Source organism: Halanaerobacter jeridensis, from assembly GCF_016908315.1.
GTDB lineage: Bacteria > Bacillota > Halanaerobiia > Halobacteroidales > Halobacteroidaceae > Halanaerobacter > Halanaerobacter jeridensis.
Genome location: NZ_JAFBDQ010000007.1, coordinates 159,421 through 175,421, shown reverse-complemented (window position 1 = coordinate 175,421; position 16,001 = coordinate 159,421). Strand labels below are relative to the sequence as shown.

Genomic DNA, 16,001 nt, shown 5'->3' with positions numbered 1-16,001 from the left:
AAAAAATCTATAATTATTGCTTTGGGGATTGCTAGGTCAAATTAGTTTCCATTTTTTAACTTGTAAAACTTTTACTTGACATAAGACGTCTTATAAAGATTTTTTTCACAACCTTAATTCTAAATAAATTTTATCCTAGGAAACCCTTATAATCAAATCATATATATTTATGTAGTATAACTGATTTTTATATCACAAAAACACGAAATATGTCTAAACACTTACATTTTCCGTAGAATATGATATAATTGAAATAAACATTTGCTCAAAAAAGGAGGCTCATTTGTTGAATCTAGAATATTTAAAATCATTTTATTGTATTGCTGAATGTAATAGCATCTCTAAAGCCAGTCAAGAACTCCATATTACCCAACCAGGCTTAAGCAGTCAACTGAAAAAATTGGAAACTGAATTGGGGCACACTTTATTAGATCGGTCTAATCAAGGTGTATCTTTAACTCCTGTAGGCGAAATAGTTTTTGATTATGCTAAATTAATATTTAAATTAGAAGAAAACCTATATGATGATATAAAAAAAGTTAATGCCGATAAAAAGAAACTATCAATTGCCGCTTGTCAGAATTTTGGTTCCTTTTACTTTTCATCTAAAGTTCATCAGTTCGAAGAAATATCTCAAGATACAAATGTAACAATTAACACCTACAATTCCTCTGAAGTATTAAAAAATGTATTAAATCATGATTATAATTTGGGCATAATAATAGGTAGTGAAGACTGCAAACATGTAAAGAATAGCGCGAATTGCGATCATCTTGATATCACTCACTTTTTTGAAGATGAATTAATTTTATGTGTCAATTCGTCTTACCCTAAAGATACTATCAATATTAAAGATTTTTTAGAATTGCCTTTCATATTAAGAGAGAAGAGTTCAAGTGCTTACTCTTTAATTGAAGAATTTGTAGAAGAAATGGGAGTGAGTCTAGACACTTTACATGTCTCTTTTTCTAGTAATTCAGTTAATATAACTAAAGATTCTGTAATAAATAGTTCTGCTGCCGCCTTTTTTCCAAAAAGTGCTGTTGAATTTGAACTTGAGAAAAATTCATTAAAAAAGTTAGAGTTTGAAGACTTAGATTCTAACTCTAGTATTCCTATTGATTATTCATTAATTAAACGCAAAGATTATACTTTTGACCAACACGAACAGAAATTCAAAGACTTTTTATTAACAATTTAATAGCCTAAGCTATCAATAAAAAAAGCCGCTAAGAAAATCTTAGCGGCTTTTTTAGTGCTTTTTATTATTTTTTAAATATTTTCTGTTGCTTCTAGATTAAGGTCTCTATTCTGCATCAAATAGACTACTACTAACAATATTAAACCAAGACCATCTGTTAATAAATGAGGGATTAATAATCCTAAAGCAGCTCCAATTAATATAGCTTGTTCTACTAACGTAGTCTTCCGCCTTAAATAACCTAATACTCCAGCTGCTAAAGCAGTTACTCCTAAAACCGAACTTATAATAATTAATAATAGTTGCGGTAGTTGAGCATCAATCAATAATAATTCAGGCGAATATGCAAAAATGAAAGGTACTACAAAACCTGAAATAGCTAACATCACCGCAGTTAAACCAGTCTTTAATGGATTTGAACTAGCAATCCCGGCCCCAGCATAGGCGGCTAAAGCAGCTGGCGGAGTTAAATCTGCTACAACTCCAAAGTACAGTACAAATAAATGAGCTGCTAAAACTGGAACACCTAACTTAGTTAATGCTGGCGCGGCCATAGTAGCTAAGACAATATAAGTAGCAGTAGTTGGCAAACCAGTCCCTAAAATAGTACAAGCTACCATCGTAAAGAATAAAGCTAAAAATAGATTATTACCAGATAACGATACTACAATAGTTGTAAATTTAAGCCCTAAACCAGTTAAAGTAGTAACACCAACAATAAATCCAACTGCTGCACAAGCAATCGCTACTCCTAAAGCACTTTTAGCCCCTTCTTCTAAAGTTTCAACTAAATCTTCGAAACTCATCCTAGTATCTTTACGTAAAAAACTAAGACCATAAGCTAATAAAATACCAATAAAGGCTGCATTTAAAGGAGTTCTTCCTTGAAATAAAAAATAAAAAATACTAATCAAAGGAATTAACATATGTCCTCTAGTTTTTAAAACATCCATTACATTCGGCACTTCATCTTCCGGCATCGGCTTTAAGCCCAACTTTTTAGCTTCAAAGTGCACCATCAACCCTACTGCTAAGTAATATAGTACAGCTGGTAAAATAGCTGCTTTAGCAATGGTCATATAAGGTACCTCTATAAATTCTGCCATAATGAAAGCTGCAGCTCCCATAATTGGCGGCATGATCTGTCCTCCTGTAGAAGCTGCTGCCTCTACCGCAGCAGAAAAATGAGGCTTATAGCCAACTCGTTCCATTAAAGGAATAGTAAATGAACCCGTTGTCACTGTATTAGCTACAGAACTCCCTGAAATAGAACCCATTAAACCACTTGATACAACTGCTGCTTTAGCTGGACCTCCACTAGTCCGACCAGTTAAAGCCAATGATAAATCAATAAATAAATCTCCTAAGCCTGTCTTCTTAGCAAAAGAACCTAATAACAAGAATAAGAACACATAAGTTGCTGATACTCCTAACGGAATTCCAAAAATTCCTTCAGTAGTAAAGTACATATGACTAGCTATTCTAGATAGTGAAAAACCACGGTGGGCCAAAACCCCGGGCATCTGCTGACCAAAATAGGCATAGAATAAAAATACTGCTGAAATAGCCGGCAGTTCCCAGCCTACTACCCTGCGAGCAGCTTCTAAAACTAATACAATTGCTATCACTGCCATTACATAGTCTAAAGTTGTATATAATCCAGCTCGCTGTACTAAGGCTTCATAATTAAATACAATATATGAAGTAACAACCAGACCTAGACCCGCCATTATAAAATCTAAAATCATCAATGGTTTATTCTCTTTAACTCGTTTTTTAAATGGATAAAGCAAAAATATTAAAACTATGGCAAAACCTAAGTGAATAGCACGTTGTTTTAAGGCTAATAAAACACCAAAACCAGCTGTATATAGGTGAAATAAAGACATAGCAACAGTAATTATGGTAATTATCTTAGCCATTAAACCTCGATATTTTCTATAATTAGTTGCCTTATCAAATTCTTTTAATAATTCTTCATTACCTTCTTCTTCTAATTTTTCTTCTTCCTCCATTTTGAAACCTCCCACGCTAAAAATTGATATAAGTTCTTTTCTTCTACTTTAATCATTACTAAATTTTGTGCCGCTGTTAATTGATATAATTTATAAACTTCCTGGTCAATTAATAATTTATGTTTAGCATAATCACTAACTCTCAGCGGGATTTTTTCTAGTTGAGTATTAATCTCTTTGATTATAAATTTTTCATCTTGAACCTGATAATTATTTTTCTTTAAAAAAGGCAATCCAGCTCCATAAGACATATATTTAGTACTAGTTAATAAAATATTTCTATCTAATACTTTAAAATAATCCCAAACTGGGGTATTTTCTACAGAATGAGTATATTTAATTGCAAATTTAAATCCACTATCAACTCGCTGTTGATAAATAACTCTTCCCCTTGCTTCTTCTACAACTAACACCTTATCTCTAATAAAATAAGGGCCTACAACTAATAAAGTAAGTATAATTAGTAGATAAACTAATTTTCGCTTCATCTAAAATCAGTTTCCTTCCTCTTACTTGATGTAATAATGAGAGTTGATAAAGTTTAAAACGGACACTAATATAAAATTAATGTCCGCTCAATTTATTCCTTATGTCTTGAATTTTTAGTTACTGACATATATATCTACTTAACTTCATCAAAGTATTTCTTAGCTCCTGGATGAAGTGGAATTGTCATTCCATCTTGAGCAGTCTCTACTTTAATATCTTGAGCTCGAGAATGACGCTCAATCAATTGTTCTCTATTCTCGAAAATAGATTTAGTTATATTATATACTAGCTCTTCATCTAAACTCTCTAAAGCAACCAAAGTTGCTTTCAAAGCTACTGTCTTAACCTTTTCATCTTGACCACTATAAGTACCTGCTGGCACTTCTACTCCTGTTAAAAATGGATATTCACTGTGTAATTTATCAATCTGTTCTTGTGAGAAATTCAACAGTTTAATATCCTGAGTTGCAGCTATATCCATAACTGCAGCTGTCGGTACTCCTGCAGTTAAAAATGCAGCATCAATTTGTTTATCTTTTAATCGACTTGCCGCTTCACTAAAGGATAGATAATCTTCTTCAAGATCCTCATAAGTTAAATTGAAATTAGCTAAAATTTGCTTAGCATTAGCTTCTACTCCACTTCCTGGAGCACCAACGGCTACTTGTTTACCTTTTAAGTCTTTAATATCTTCAATACCAGTACCTTCTCTTACTACAATCTGGATTATTTCAGGATATAAAGTTGCAATCCCCCGCATATTTTTAACGGGCTTATCCTCAAATTTATTAGCTCCATTAAATGCATAACTAGCAATATCATTTTGCAAAATAGCTAATTCAACCTCTTTTTTACTGACCAATCTAGTATTAGTCACTGATGCTCCAGTAGACTGAGCCGAAGCACTAGTATTAGCAACTTCTTCACTAATAATTTTGGCCATAGCTCCACCAATTGGATAATAAGTTCCAGATGTTCCGCCAGTTGCAATTGATAAGTATGTTGTCTTATCCCCTTCACTACTTTGATTAGAAGAACAACCTACTATTCCAACTGTAAATACTAATAACAACGAAAATATAACTAATGTTTTCTTATTAAGTACTTTCATCTTAAATACTCCCTTCTCTAAATATTTCTGATAACTCAGATTATAAATTCAATGTAAAATATATGTTAACTCTAATTATATACTTTTTCTGTCTAGGTGTCAAGGAAGAGAGATTTACACTAGCATTTTTTTAGCTCTATTAATTATTTGTCAAGTTGCTCCCATAAATTAAATTCTGCAAAATTTAATTCAGAGAAATTAAGAAATTCCGTTCCAATCTCAACAAATCTTTGGGATAATTTATCTTTATCACTAACATAAAATTTTCTTTTACCTGTGCCAATATTCTTCAATAATTCCCTTTGAGCCAAAATTTTTCTAGCTTTTAAGGCAATACCTCGACCAGGATAGATTAATTTCACATCAGGACCCATTACTTCTTTAATAATCCCACCTAAATAAGGAAAATGAGTACACCCCAATAATAAAGTATCAATTTCTTTTTCTTTCAAAGGAGTTAAATAATCTTCAGCTACCTCTTTAGCTTGCTCACTATATAATTCACCTGCTTCTACTAAGGGGACAAATTCTGGACAAGCTTTGGCAAAGATTTCTATATTTTCTCCCTTGCTGCGTAAAGCATCTTGATAAGAAGAACTGCCAATAGTTCCTGTAGTAGCAATTACACCAATTTTTTTATTTTTAGTTCGAGCTAATGCTTCTTCTACACCAGGATTAATAGGACCAATAATCGGTATAGAAAACTCTTCTTGAGCTGCCTCCAATCCCGCTGCAGTAGCAGTATTACAAGCAATGATTACAATTTTAGCTCCCCCTTCAACAAAATAGTTTATAATATCAAATACGAATCCTCGTACTTCGCTTTGTTCTCTAGGTCCATAAGGTAAATGTGCTGTATCACCAAAATAAACAATATCTTCGGCCGGAAATTCAGAAGTCATTTCCCGCGCAATTGTTAATCCTCCTACACCAGAATCAAATAACGCAATTCCATTTTTTACTTCCATTGTCACCATCCAATCATCAAAATTTGAGTTTAAGGCTAAGTTTAAACCTGAACTTGAGTAAAAATCAAGTCTCACCATAAGCTAAAAAAAACTTACTTGTATAACTTTTTACTTACTCTTTAACTCAAGCTTAATCTTAGACTCATCCTTTACCTTTAGTTTACTTAAAATCTCACTTAATCATGAATTATTTACTCAACAACAAATTATTTTAACATGACAAAAACGAGACACAAAGTCCCGCTTTATTCTGACTTTATAATTTTACTATTGAAAGGCAGCGGCTTACTTAATTCCATATGCCCTGCTAAAGTTTCAATTTCCTCACCTTCAATCAAGATCTTAACCTTATCAATTTCATTAAATTGAGCTAAAGTATTGACTACTGAATATACAGTCATTGTTTCTCCAGCAGTACCACCCCAATGTGAAGTTTTTAACTCTTTACTAAAATCCACTAAGGCAGTCTTATTTTTAACTTCAACTCCTAATAATTTCGCTTGAGGAGGAATAGTTGCTACTAAGTCATCAGAACTAGGTCCTTTAATGAGCTCCTGAATTAAATTAAAATACAGTCTCTTCTTCTTCACCTCTCTAGTTTGAGCTATTAAATAAGAAGCTTGATTGTTAGCAAAATAAACTTTACTTTCTATAGTAGCAAAAAACTTAGAGTAGATTAAAGTGGATAATAATATGAGAGCTAAAATTGAAATAACAATATATAACACATACTTATTTTTATCAGCCATTACTTTTCCTCCTCTAATAACTCAAAGTATTTAATAATCCCCTTGTAGATAGCTAAAGCAGATTTTTCTTGGAAGCCATCTTTCATTACTTTATCTTCACCTTCTTGATTACTGATAAATACAACTTCTTCTAATATAGCTGGCATATTAGTATGTGCTAATACATATAGTTCTTCTTTTCTCACCCCACGGTCAAAAGTGCCTAATTCATCTGTTAAAGAGCTTTGCACGAATTGAGCCAATAACTTCGTATTTCTATTGCTATGAGGAGCTATAAAAGTCTCGGTCCCAAAAGAACTTGAACTACGGTGCCCATTTAAATGAATACTAACAAAAATATCACTATTCATTTTATTAGCAATTATAGTCCGCTCTTCTAATGAGACAAAGGTATCTGTCCTTCTGGTCATAACCACTTTAGCCCCGGCATCTTTAAGTAACTTTTCTAATTTTAAAGCAATTTTTAGGGCTGGAACTTTTTCATATGAATTAGAATAACCTATTGCTCCAGGGTCTTTACCGCCGTGACCAGGATCAATAGTAATCACTTTGCCAGCTAAATCAAAATCTGATAATTTAAATCGTAAACTATTATCGATAGTATCTCTAATCACATTTGCTGATTTATTTAATTCTAAAACCACTCTCACTTTATGCGGATTAGTTGAGTATTGGCTAACCCGAACTTTTTCTACAATCCCTTGTGGCTTTGGTATTTGAACTTGATTCTTATTAACTACTACATCTGGAATATCAACTACTAACCTACGTGGATTAATTAATCTACTGATTTGATAACTTTCAGGTACTAATAAATCTATTTTAGCCTCAGTACCCACTTTAGTATTTACTAAATCAACAGCAGTTAACTTATTAAATAAACTAACTTGTAATTGATTTTCTTTCCAATCTAATTGATGAGGTACTGCAGCGATTAACTCAACAACGACCCTAGTAGTTGTTTGATTATATTGAGAAACTCTAACTTCTTCTATTAGTTCACTATCATAGTTAAATGTTTTAGATTTTAACTCTGTTCTAGTGTTAGGCAAATCAATTAATAATCTAGAACCTGATTTTAAAAATACAGATTCAGCTTTAACTTTTTTATTTAAATTCAGTAGCACTTTGTTTTCAGCTTTATAACTTATGTCTTTTAATAAAGTTTGAATGGGCTTAACTAATAATCCATCTTCAACAGATTCCAATTTAAATTGTAATTTATCCTTTAATTCAATTACTAAGCGCACAATATAAGGTTCAGTTTTATACTGACTAATTCTTAGTTCTTTAAACATTGGATGCTCAGGATTAATTTTGGCTTGCTTTTCTAAAATAGCATTTTCAATATTAACGATTACTCGCTGCGGATGTTTTAAATAGTCGATACTTGTTTTAGTTAAAGCAGAAGTGGAATTTAATTTAACTTTATTGCCTTCAAGTTTGACCCCAGTAATTAAAGGGCTGACCTTTAAGCGATATTCATAGCCATTATCTGTAGCACTTTTCTCCACTTTATATTTAGCCTTAGTAGCTAAATCCAATACTAATCTTACCGTATTACCATTAAATTGCGCCATCCGTACTTCTTTAATCAAAGGACTATTAACCTTAAACTGTGAAAATTTATTATATAAAGCTGTCCCTTTCAAATCTAATACAATCCGATATGGATTCTTTAAAAACATAGAAGTAGTATTAACATGTTGATCAACTGTAATTTTAATTCCATCATTATCTTGTGGCAAATTTTCTACAGCAGTTATGCGAGCATGATCTTGATAAATACTAACTAGTCCCTGTTTAGGTTTAGATTGAATAACAAGACCTAAAGCTTCTCCTAAGACTTTTAGAGGCACCATAAACTGCCCATCATCTTTATAAGGCTTAGCAGAAAAAGTAACTAATTTATTATTAACCTGTAACCTCTTTCCTCCCAAACGGAATTTCAACTTCTTATCTTTATAGACTAAATTAAGTGTATCAATTGCGCTATACCATTTCAACTCAATTGGTAAATTATTACTTAAAATTTGCAATGGAATCAAAATATCATCTTCAGCTAATTTATATTTTAGATCATCAGTTACCAAACTATCATTAATTTTCAACTTAATATTATTTCTATTATTCTGAGCCAGCGCAGAAAAATTAACTATTAAAATTAATAATAATGTTAATAATATAATTCTTTTAGGCATCGCAAATGCCTCCCATTTTATCTTATATAGTCCTACATTGTTCTGTTATTCTAGATTTATTAATAAATACCTTGTTATTTCTTGATTTTATTGATTTAGAAAATACTTTTTAATACCAGCTGTAACTCCTGCAGCTATTTTAGATTGAAATGAAACTGAATTTAATAATCTTTCTTCTACCCTATTTGATAAAAAAGCTGTTTCAAGCAATAAAGATGGCATTTTAGTTTCTCTTAACACAGAAAAATTAGCAGCTTTTAAACCATTATCTGCTAAAGAAGTGCGTTTAATCATTTCACTTTGCACATACCATGCTAAAGCCCAATTATCTTTACTAGCATACCAATGAGCATAAGTAGCTGTACCTCGGATTGTTGAACGAGGGTTAGAATTAGCATGTATACTAATAAACAAATCTGCTTCTTTAAAATTAGCTAGCTGAGCTCTTTCCAATAAGGGAATGAAGCGATCATTCTTTCTCGTTAATAAAGTATTGTAGCCTGCTTTTTCTAACATTCTCTGCAATTGTACTGCAATTTCTAAATTAACTATTTTCTCTTTAAGCCCTGTGACCCCAATTGCTCCTGGGTCTAATCCCCCATGCCCAGGATCAAGTACAATTAATGGCTTAATCCTAGAGAGAGACTGAAAACTAGATTCTTGAACTTGACTATCTTTTCGTGGGTCATTTGGAGCAAAATTCGAGTGAGATTGATAGCTATAATTAACCATTTTTTCCCTCGCCACCCAATGTAATTGGCCCCCATATAGTTCAGTTAATAGTCGTACCGGGATATATAATTGATCTGCAATCAAACGAGGCGATATTTCTAAGGGCAAAGGTCGCTCATTAATTGCTGCTACTTTATTGCCGGCTTGTAATTGTAAATTATAATCTGGACTAGATACTATTAACTTTTTCTCTTGGCTTTGCCAATCTAAATCCTCTCCAAAAAAACTTTTTAAAGTTCGTACTGGAATTAAACTTCTCCCTTTAATAATCTCAGGAGTAGTAATTACTCTATTATTAATAGCAAAAGTAGATTCTGCTTCTGCTATTACAGGGCAAGATAAGATGATTACTGCGATTACTAGTATGATTAATTTCCGCATTTTATTGCTCCTTTCATTATTTTATAGTGACGAGCAAGTGAAAGACTCGTCAAGAGACTTAAAGTCTATTAAGAGTTATTCATCTTGCTTGCTAGAATATTAACTATTTTTATTATACCAATAAAATAACAAATTGTTAGGTAATAGTAAAGAGTAAGCAGTAATGAGTAAAAACATAAAATCAAAATCTCAAAAAAGATACGAACCTTGAAATGATAGCTTTTGAAATTGGTTTTGACTTTGTTTCTGATTTTCTACTCATCACTCTTTTCTCATCACTCATTACTATAAAGCTTCACTTTTGTGAAGTTTTATATAGATACTATTAAATACTTTCACCGCAAACCCTCTTTGTAAATTATAACAAAGGCAAAAAATAAAAAAGGCCCACCACAATTGGTGAGCCAAATCTAAATCTATAGGATTAAGTCCTCATCCTTCTCTGGACGAGAATCAAATTCTTCTTTCATATCAGCATATCCATCTCTACCTAAAACACCATAAGCATAATTTTTACCTAACTCTACACCTGGTTGATTAAAGGCATTAATATTATATAACTCACCGCTCATAGCAGTTTGTAATTCAAATAAGAAGATAAATTGACCTAAAGTAAAGGCATTTACTTCTGGGAATTTAACAGTACAGTTTAAACGATTATTTTTAGTTAAAGCTAATTCTGTAGCTTTCTTTTCAGTTGTAATTAATTCATCAAAGCTGTGTCCACAAAGATAAGAAATTCCATCAATATCTTCATATGCAGTTCCAATTTCTAAATTTCCTCTGAAGTTTTCAACTTCAAGGAAAATAACAACTTTATCATAAGGTCCTTCCATATACAGTTGAGCTTGAGAATGCTGGTCAGTAGCACCTAAAGCTTTAATTGGAGTTGGACCTACATTAACTACATTTCCTTCTTTATCAAATTCTTTCCCTAAAGATTCAGCCCATAACTGGCGATACCAATCCGCTACATCTTTTAGTACATGAGCATAAGGCATCATTACTGACATTGGCTTACCATCTTGGTCAGCTAAATACTGTAAAACAGAATTTAAATAAGCTGGGTTAGACCATAAATCATCAGTATCACATAAATCAGCCATATATCCAGCACCAGCTAATAATTCTTCAATATCAATTCCTACAAAAGCAGAAGAAACTAAACCAACTGGACTTAATACAGAAAATCTACCTCCAACAGTATCTGGTACATAATAAGTTTTAATACCTTCTCTTTCAGCAATTTCAATTAATTTACCTGAATCTTTACTTGTCACAGCAACAAAATGGTCACTAACTGAATCTGCACCTAATTCTTCTGCTACTTTTTCTCGAGCAGTTAAAAATTGACTCATTGGTTCAGCTGTTGTACCAGATTTAGAAATCACATTAAATATAGTTCTTTCTAAATCTAATTCGTCTAATAAAGACTTCAATCTAGTAGGATCAACATTATCAGGCACAAATAATCGTGGGCATCCATCCCTAGCTTCTTCTTTTAGATTATAATACGGGTCATTTAGAGCAGTCTGCACTGCAATATTTCCTAAAGCAGAACCTCCAATTCCTAAAACAACAAAGTTATCATACTTGTCCCGATTTTCTTCCGCAAATTCTTTAATTTCTTGTGCAATTTCTTTATGAGTCTCAGGCAATTTCATCCAATCTAATTCACCAGCTTCTTTAGCTTCTAAAAGGTTTTTATGACCTGCAGTAACCTTATCCTGCAGAGCATCAACATCTTCTCTAGTATAGCCGTGTTCTTCTCCAACTTTGTCTGCGAACATATTGTTAACATCAAGTTTCACTCTCATTGACTCTTTCCACTCGGCATCTTCATATCTTTTAGTCATTTAAAATTCCCCCTTGTTTGTTAATAACAATTTTATGTATTAGAATAATTTTACACTTTAGACTTCAATAAATAATTATATCACACTCTAGCTTAATTATCACACTATTTTTCAAAAAACATTAAACAATTACTTTATTAGTTCTTTCCTATTATATACTGCTTCCCAATCAGATACAAAATTTCTTACTCCTTCATCAGTCATCGGATGAGTTAATAATTTTTCTATAAGTTCAGGATTAGCTGTAATAGCATCACTCCCTGCTAAACAACAATTATTAATTTGTTCTACATTTCTAAAACTGGCAGAAATCACTTGGCTATCTAAATTGTGAATTCTAAAGTTTTTTACAATTTCTGAAACCACTCGTACTCCTTTAGCTGAAATATTATCTATCCGATTAACATAAGGAGCTACAAAGTCTGCACCTGCTCTAGCAGCCATAACCGCTTGTTGAGGAGTAAATACAGCTGTAGCAGTAGTTTTTATTCCTATTTTATTAAGTGTTTTTATTGCTTTAATTCCTTCTGAGATCACCGGTATTTTTATGTATGTATTTGCACCTAATTCCTCTTTTAAATGTTTAGCTTCTACAATCATTTTATTAGATTTTTGAGCTAAAACTTGAACATATAACATTTTCTCTGAGCCTAAAACGTCTTTAATTTCTTTTAGTAATTCTAAATATGGTCTATTTTCTTGAGCAATAATTGAAGGATTAGTAGTTACTCCTGCTATAGGATATAAATCTAAACATCTTTTGATCTCTGATAATTCAGCAGTATCTAATAAATATAACATGTCTTTTCCTCCTAACATTTTTTATATAACTCCCGCCTGTAATAAATCTTGAAAATTAATCATTCCCAAAGGAATCTTATCTCCATCTACAACTGGAAGATCATTGATTTCTTTATCTTCCATAATTTTTACTGCTTCAGCTGCTAATTTATCAATTGTAATGGTGATTGGATTTTTAGTCATAATTGCTTTTGCTGTCATATTTTTTAAGTCAATATTACAATTTTCTAATTTTCGTCTAATATCCCCATCAGTAATAATCCCTACTAAAACATCATCATCATTAACAATATTTACTGCTCCCATTTTAGTTTTAGTCATCTTAAATAAGGCTTGTTTTAAGGAATTATCTTTATTGACTACCGGATTTTGATTTCTCACATCTAAAATTTCTTCAACAGTCAATAATAATTTTTTCCCTAAACTACCGCCTGGATGATATAAAGCAAAATCTTCTGGCTGAAAATTTCGAGCTTCTAATAAAGCCACTGCTAAAGCATCACCAAAAGCTAAAGCCGCTGTTGTACTAGCAGTAGGGGCTAAATCCAGCGGACAAGCTTCTTGAGTTACAGAAATATTCAAAACATAGTTAGCATTCTCTGCTAAAGTAGATTCTTGATTACCAGTCATAGCTACAATCTTAGCACCAATCCGCTTAATATAAGGCAGAATCTCAATTATTTCTTCACTTTCCCCACTATTTGATAAGGCAATAACAATATCACTATCAGTTACCATCCCTAAATCTCCATGAATGGCTTCAGCAGGATGAAGAAAAAAGCCCGGAGTACCAGTACTAGCTAAAGTAGCAGCTAATTTTTTAGCAATTACTCCTGATTTTCCCATCCCCGTCATAATAGTTCTACCAGAACAATTCAATATTTCTTTAACTACAGCTACAAACTGATCATTAACTGAACGAGTTAGATTTTTAATGGCTTGAGATTCAATTTCTAAAACCTCTTTTGCATTACTTTTTATTTTATTAGATTTTAATTTTTGCTGTTTCCCCATTTTAAAAAACCCCTTATCAATATTCTTAATCAAAATTTTATTAATTTTCGTTATCTTTCTCTATGATTTGGCGAGCAGTTATTTCATCTGTAATTAATACATTAATAAACCCACCACGTAAAGCACCTAAAATTGAAGGGACTTTTTCTGTAGAACTTGCAATCCCAATAGAATAATCTAAATTTCTTAATTTTTCTAATTTAATTGCAATTGTTCTTTCACTGAAATATGACTCAATCACTTCTCCATTAATATCATAAAATCGTGATGCAATATCGCCAACTGCATCTTTTTTAGCCAAACACTCTATTTCTTGATTATCAAAATAACCTGTCCAAACCATATTAGAAGATTTTATAGGGGCTCCAATTCCCACTACTGCTATATCAAGCTCATCCCATAATCCTAATATTTCCTTGATATTATCATCTTTAACAATAGCTTCTTTAGTTTCTTTTTTCGAAGTGATAGCTGGCACACAAAGTTGTCGACTTTTAGCATTAAAAGCTGTAGCAACTTTAGAAACTATTGTATTAACATGATATTCATTTTTCATATCCCCTGGCGCGCCTACTAAAGGGGTTATAATAGCTGAAGCACTCTTACAATCATAATCTAGTAATTGATTTGCTAATGCTGCTAAAGTAGTCCCCCACGCAAAACCAACTGTAATATCATTTTTAATAATCCGATTAAGTACACCAGAACCTGCTTTTCCTAATCTTTGCTTAATTATTTCTTCTTTTTCTCCAGAACTTGATCTAACTACTCGCGCTTCCTTAAGACCAAAATTAACTTCTAATTTTCTTTCTAATTTAATAAATTGATTATGATCACTATTAATCTTAATTTGAACAATCCCATCTTCTCTAGCTTTTTTCAGAAGACGACTTACAGTAGTTCTATGAACTCCTAATTTTCTAGAAATTTCACTCTGATTCATTTCATCTTCATAATACATTTGTGCTATTTTGACTAAAATTCTTGATTCATCTAATTCACTCACAATTATCCCTCCTCTATTGATAATAAGATTTAGCTTTGCTAATTTATCCCTCCTTCCCTTGCTAAATTACACTAAGAATAAATAAATTATTCAAGTAGGCACTAGATCTAGTGCCTACTTGAATTCTTAATCATAATCAAATTAACCTCGTGATTTACCTCCAGAAATATTATAAGTAGTTCCATGAATATAACTTGCTCTTTCGGAAGCTAAAAAACAAGCTAGATCTGCTACTTCTTCTAACTTTCCTTCCCGACCTAGGGGCACTGAAACATTCTTATAGCCTTCTCTTAGTTCATCCACTGTCATATCTCTTGTATAGGACAAAGACTTTTCATAGTCTAATGTCCTTAAACCTGTATCTTCCATAATTCCAGGAGCTAATCCTACTACTCTAACACCATGCTCACCAAGCTCTTTAGCCCAAGATCTAGTAAAAGAATAGAGAGCTGCTTTAGTAGATGCATAACAACTTTGTCCTTCTGACCCTTCCAAGCCACATTCAGAATCAACATTAACGATAACTCCCTTTTGATTTTTAACCATTTCTCTAGCAACAGCTTGGGCAGCAAAAACAGCTCCTTTTTGATTAATCGCAACCATTTTATTAAATTCTTCTTCATCTAATTCATATTTTCCTTTAGGATTATCAGGGTCGACTAATAATCGCGGCACATTAATACCTGCATTATTAATTAAAACATCTATTTGTCCATATTTTTCAATTGTTTTATCCACCATACTTTCAATATGAGCTTTATTAGTAACATTAGTTTTAAAATATGCATGTTTATCAGTATCACCTGGTAACTGTTCAACTACTTTTTTCCCTGCTTCATCTATATCAGCAATAACTATATAACTTCCTAATTTAGCAAAATTATTAGCTATCTCTTTACCAATTCCTGAAGCTCCTCCAGTTACAATTACAACCTCATCTTCTAAATTAAGCCAATTATCAGTCATTATTATCACCCTCTTATTAAAATTATTGTAATTCTTTTAAGGTAAATTAATTTACTATTTAATTACTCTTTAAACACTACAATTTTTTCTCCGATATTAACACTAGGTACTTCTTCTTCTTCTAAATGAAGACTGCCCTTCATTTCTGCTGTATCATTGCCATCAAATTTTAGAGTAATATGTCCTAATTTATCCAAATTTCCATTAACTACATCACCTACAGCAGTAATTTTATACTCTTTTCCTCCCATTCTTAAAATATCTCCAGTTTCTATCTCTTCAGATAAATTATTTTTTTGATGTAAAATGCAATATTCTTTTAATTCATCTGGAGCATTATCTTTAAATAAAACTACCATTCCCTGACTAGTTAGAAACTCTTGGTATCTATCACCTAAATCTGTAATGTTTGTTTCATAAATTTTTTCCATTTTCATAATCCCCCTCTAGTTTGTGATAACAATAACATATCAAATTGACTATAATATAGTGATGTGCTATAATTAAGTTG

14 protein-coding genes are annotated in these 16,001 nt (G+C 31.9%); 1 reads left to right on the top strand and 13 read right to left on the bottom strand.

Annotation, left to right across the window (positions count from 1 at the left end; all coding sequences use genetic code 11):
• Positions 1 to 286: 286 nt before the first annotated feature.
• Positions 287 to 1,201: a LysR substrate-binding domain-containing protein gene (locus JOC47_RS08720; protein WP_204701687.1), complete on the top strand. Its 915-nt coding sequence runs from the start codon at positions 287 to 289 to the stop codon at positions 1,199 to 1,201.
• 71 nt (positions 1,202 to 1,272) lie between these two features.
• Here JOC47_RS08720 and JOC47_RS08715 read toward each other — a convergent pair whose 3' ends face one another.
• The 13 genes from JOC47_RS08715 to JOC47_RS08655 form a co-directional block, all read right to left on the bottom strand.
• A complete protein-coding gene (locus JOC47_RS08715; RefSeq protein WP_204701686.1) occupies positions 1,273 to 3,216 on the bottom strand; it encodes a TRAP transporter permease in 1,944 nt (647 codons plus the stop codon).
• Positions 3,195 to 3,704, bottom strand: a complete 510-nt coding sequence (locus tag JOC47_RS08710; RefSeq protein WP_204701685.1) for a DUF1850 domain-containing protein — start codon at positions 3,702 to 3,704, stop codon at positions 3,195 to 3,197. The genes JOC47_RS08715 and JOC47_RS08710 overlap by 22 nt, the downstream gene beginning before the upstream one ends.
• Before the next feature lie 134 nt (positions 3,705 to 3,838).
• The gene (locus JOC47_RS08705) at positions 3,839 to 4,816 is read right to left on the bottom strand and encodes a TAXI family TRAP transporter solute-binding subunit (RefSeq protein ID WP_204701684.1); all 978 of its coding nucleotides are present in this window, start codon (positions 4,814 to 4,816) and stop codon (positions 3,839 to 3,841) included.
• Positions 4,817 to 4,959: 143 nt separating this feature from the next.
• On the bottom strand, positions 4,960 to 5,784 hold the full coding sequence (murI, locus tag JOC47_RS08700) for a glutamate racemase (protein ID WP_204701683.1): 825 nt from the start codon (positions 5,782 to 5,784) through the stop codon (positions 4,960 to 4,962).
• A 245-nt stretch (positions 5,785 to 6,029) separates the two neighbouring features.
• On the bottom strand, positions 6,030 to 6,533 hold the full coding sequence (locus JOC47_RS08695) for a GerMN domain-containing protein (RefSeq protein ID WP_204701682.1): 504 nt from the start codon (positions 6,531 to 6,533) through the stop codon (positions 6,030 to 6,032).
• Positions 6,533 to 8,734 carry an N-acetylmuramoyl-L-alanine amidase gene (locus JOC47_RS08690; RefSeq protein ID WP_204701681.1) on the bottom strand — a complete coding sequence of 734 codons (2,202 nt, stop codon included), beginning with the start codon at positions 8,732 to 8,734 and terminating at the stop codon, positions 6,533 to 6,535. Before JOC47_RS08690 ends, JOC47_RS08695 begins: the two co-directional genes overlap by 1 nt.
• Positions 8,735 to 8,821: 87 nt before the next feature.
• Positions 8,822 to 9,847: an N-acetylmuramoyl-L-alanine amidase gene (locus tag JOC47_RS08685; RefSeq protein ID WP_204701680.1), complete on the bottom strand. Its 1,026-nt coding sequence runs from the start codon at positions 9,845 to 9,847 to the stop codon at positions 8,822 to 8,824.
• Positions 9,848 to 10,263: 416 nt separating this feature from the next.
• A complete protein-coding gene (locus JOC47_RS08680; RefSeq protein ID WP_204701679.1) occupies positions 10,264 to 11,703 on the bottom strand; it encodes a glucose-6-phosphate isomerase in 1,440 nt (479 codons plus the stop codon).
• A 129-nt stretch (positions 11,704 to 11,832) separates the two neighbouring features.
• Complete coding sequence (locus JOC47_RS08675; protein WP_204701678.1) at positions 11,833 to 12,504, bottom strand: transaldolase family protein; 672 nt, start codon at positions 12,502 to 12,504, stop codon at positions 11,833 to 11,835.
• A 21-nt stretch (positions 12,505 to 12,525) separates the two neighbouring features.
• Entirely contained in the window at positions 12,526 to 13,518 is a 993-nt protein-coding gene (locus tag JOC47_RS08670; protein ID WP_204701677.1) for a KpsF/GutQ family sugar-phosphate isomerase, read from the bottom strand.
• Between the two features lie 40 nt (positions 13,519 to 13,558).
• Positions 13,559 to 14,524: a sugar-binding domain-containing protein gene (locus JOC47_RS08665; protein WP_204701676.1), complete on the bottom strand. Its 966-nt coding sequence runs from the start codon at positions 14,522 to 14,524 to the stop codon at positions 13,559 to 13,561.
• Between the two features lie 141 nt (positions 14,525 to 14,665).
• Positions 14,666 to 15,490 carry an SDR family oxidoreductase gene (locus JOC47_RS08660; protein WP_204701675.1) on the bottom strand — a complete coding sequence of 275 codons (825 nt, stop codon included), beginning with the start codon at positions 15,488 to 15,490 and terminating at the stop codon, positions 14,666 to 14,668.
• A 62-nt stretch (positions 15,491 to 15,552) separates the two neighbouring features.
• Positions 15,553 to 15,921, bottom strand: a complete 369-nt coding sequence (locus JOC47_RS08655; protein ID WP_204701674.1) for a PTS glucitol/sorbitol transporter subunit IIA — start codon at positions 15,919 to 15,921, stop codon at positions 15,553 to 15,555.
• Positions 15,922 to 16,001 lie beyond the last annotated feature (80 nt).

Excerpts from the sequence above, each read along its gene's own strand:
- JOC47_RS08655 (WP_204701674.1), bottom strand. The coding sequence starts at position 15,921 with ATGGAAAAAATTTATGAAACAAACATTACAGATTTAGGTGATAGATAC.
- JOC47_RS08715 (WP_204701686.1), bottom strand. The coding sequence starts at position 3,216 with ATGGAGGAAGAAGAAAAATTAGAAGAAGAAGGTAATGAAGAATTATTA.
- JOC47_RS08705 (WP_204701684.1), bottom strand. The coding sequence starts at position 4,816 with ATGAAAGTACTTAATAAGAAAACATTAGTTATATTTTCGTTGTTATTA.
- JOC47_RS08690 (WP_204701681.1), bottom strand. The coding sequence starts at position 8,734 with ATGCCTAAAAGAATTATATTATTAACATTATTATTAATTTTAATAGTT.
- JOC47_RS08680 (WP_204701679.1), bottom strand. The coding sequence starts at position 11,703 with ATGACTAAAAGATATGAAGATGCCGAGTGGAAAGAGTCAATGAGAGTG.
- JOC47_RS08695 (WP_204701682.1), bottom strand. The coding sequence starts at position 6,533 with ATGGCTGATAAAAATAAGTATGTGTTATATATTGTTATTTCAATTTTA.
- JOC47_RS08675 (WP_204701678.1), bottom strand. The coding sequence starts at position 12,504 with ATGTTATATTTATTAGATACTGCTGAATTATCAGAGATCAAAAGATGT.
- JOC47_RS08670 (WP_204701677.1), bottom strand. The coding sequence starts at position 13,518 with ATGGGGAAACAGCAAAAATTAAAATCTAATAAAATAAAAAGTAATGCA.
- JOC47_RS08710 (WP_204701685.1), bottom strand. The coding sequence starts at position 3,704 with ATGAAGCGAAAATTAGTTTATCTACTAATTATACTTACTTTATTAGTT.
- JOC47_RS08685 (WP_204701680.1), bottom strand. The coding sequence starts at position 9,847 with ATGCGGAAATTAATCATACTAGTAATCGCAGTAATCATCTTATCTTGC.
- murI (WP_204701683.1), bottom strand. The coding sequence starts at position 5,784 with ATGGAAGTAAAAAATGGAATTGCGTTATTTGATTCTGGTGTAGGAGGA.
- JOC47_RS08660 (WP_204701675.1), bottom strand. The coding sequence starts at position 15,490 with ATGACTGATAATTGGCTTAATTTAGAAGATGAGGTTGTAATTGTAACT.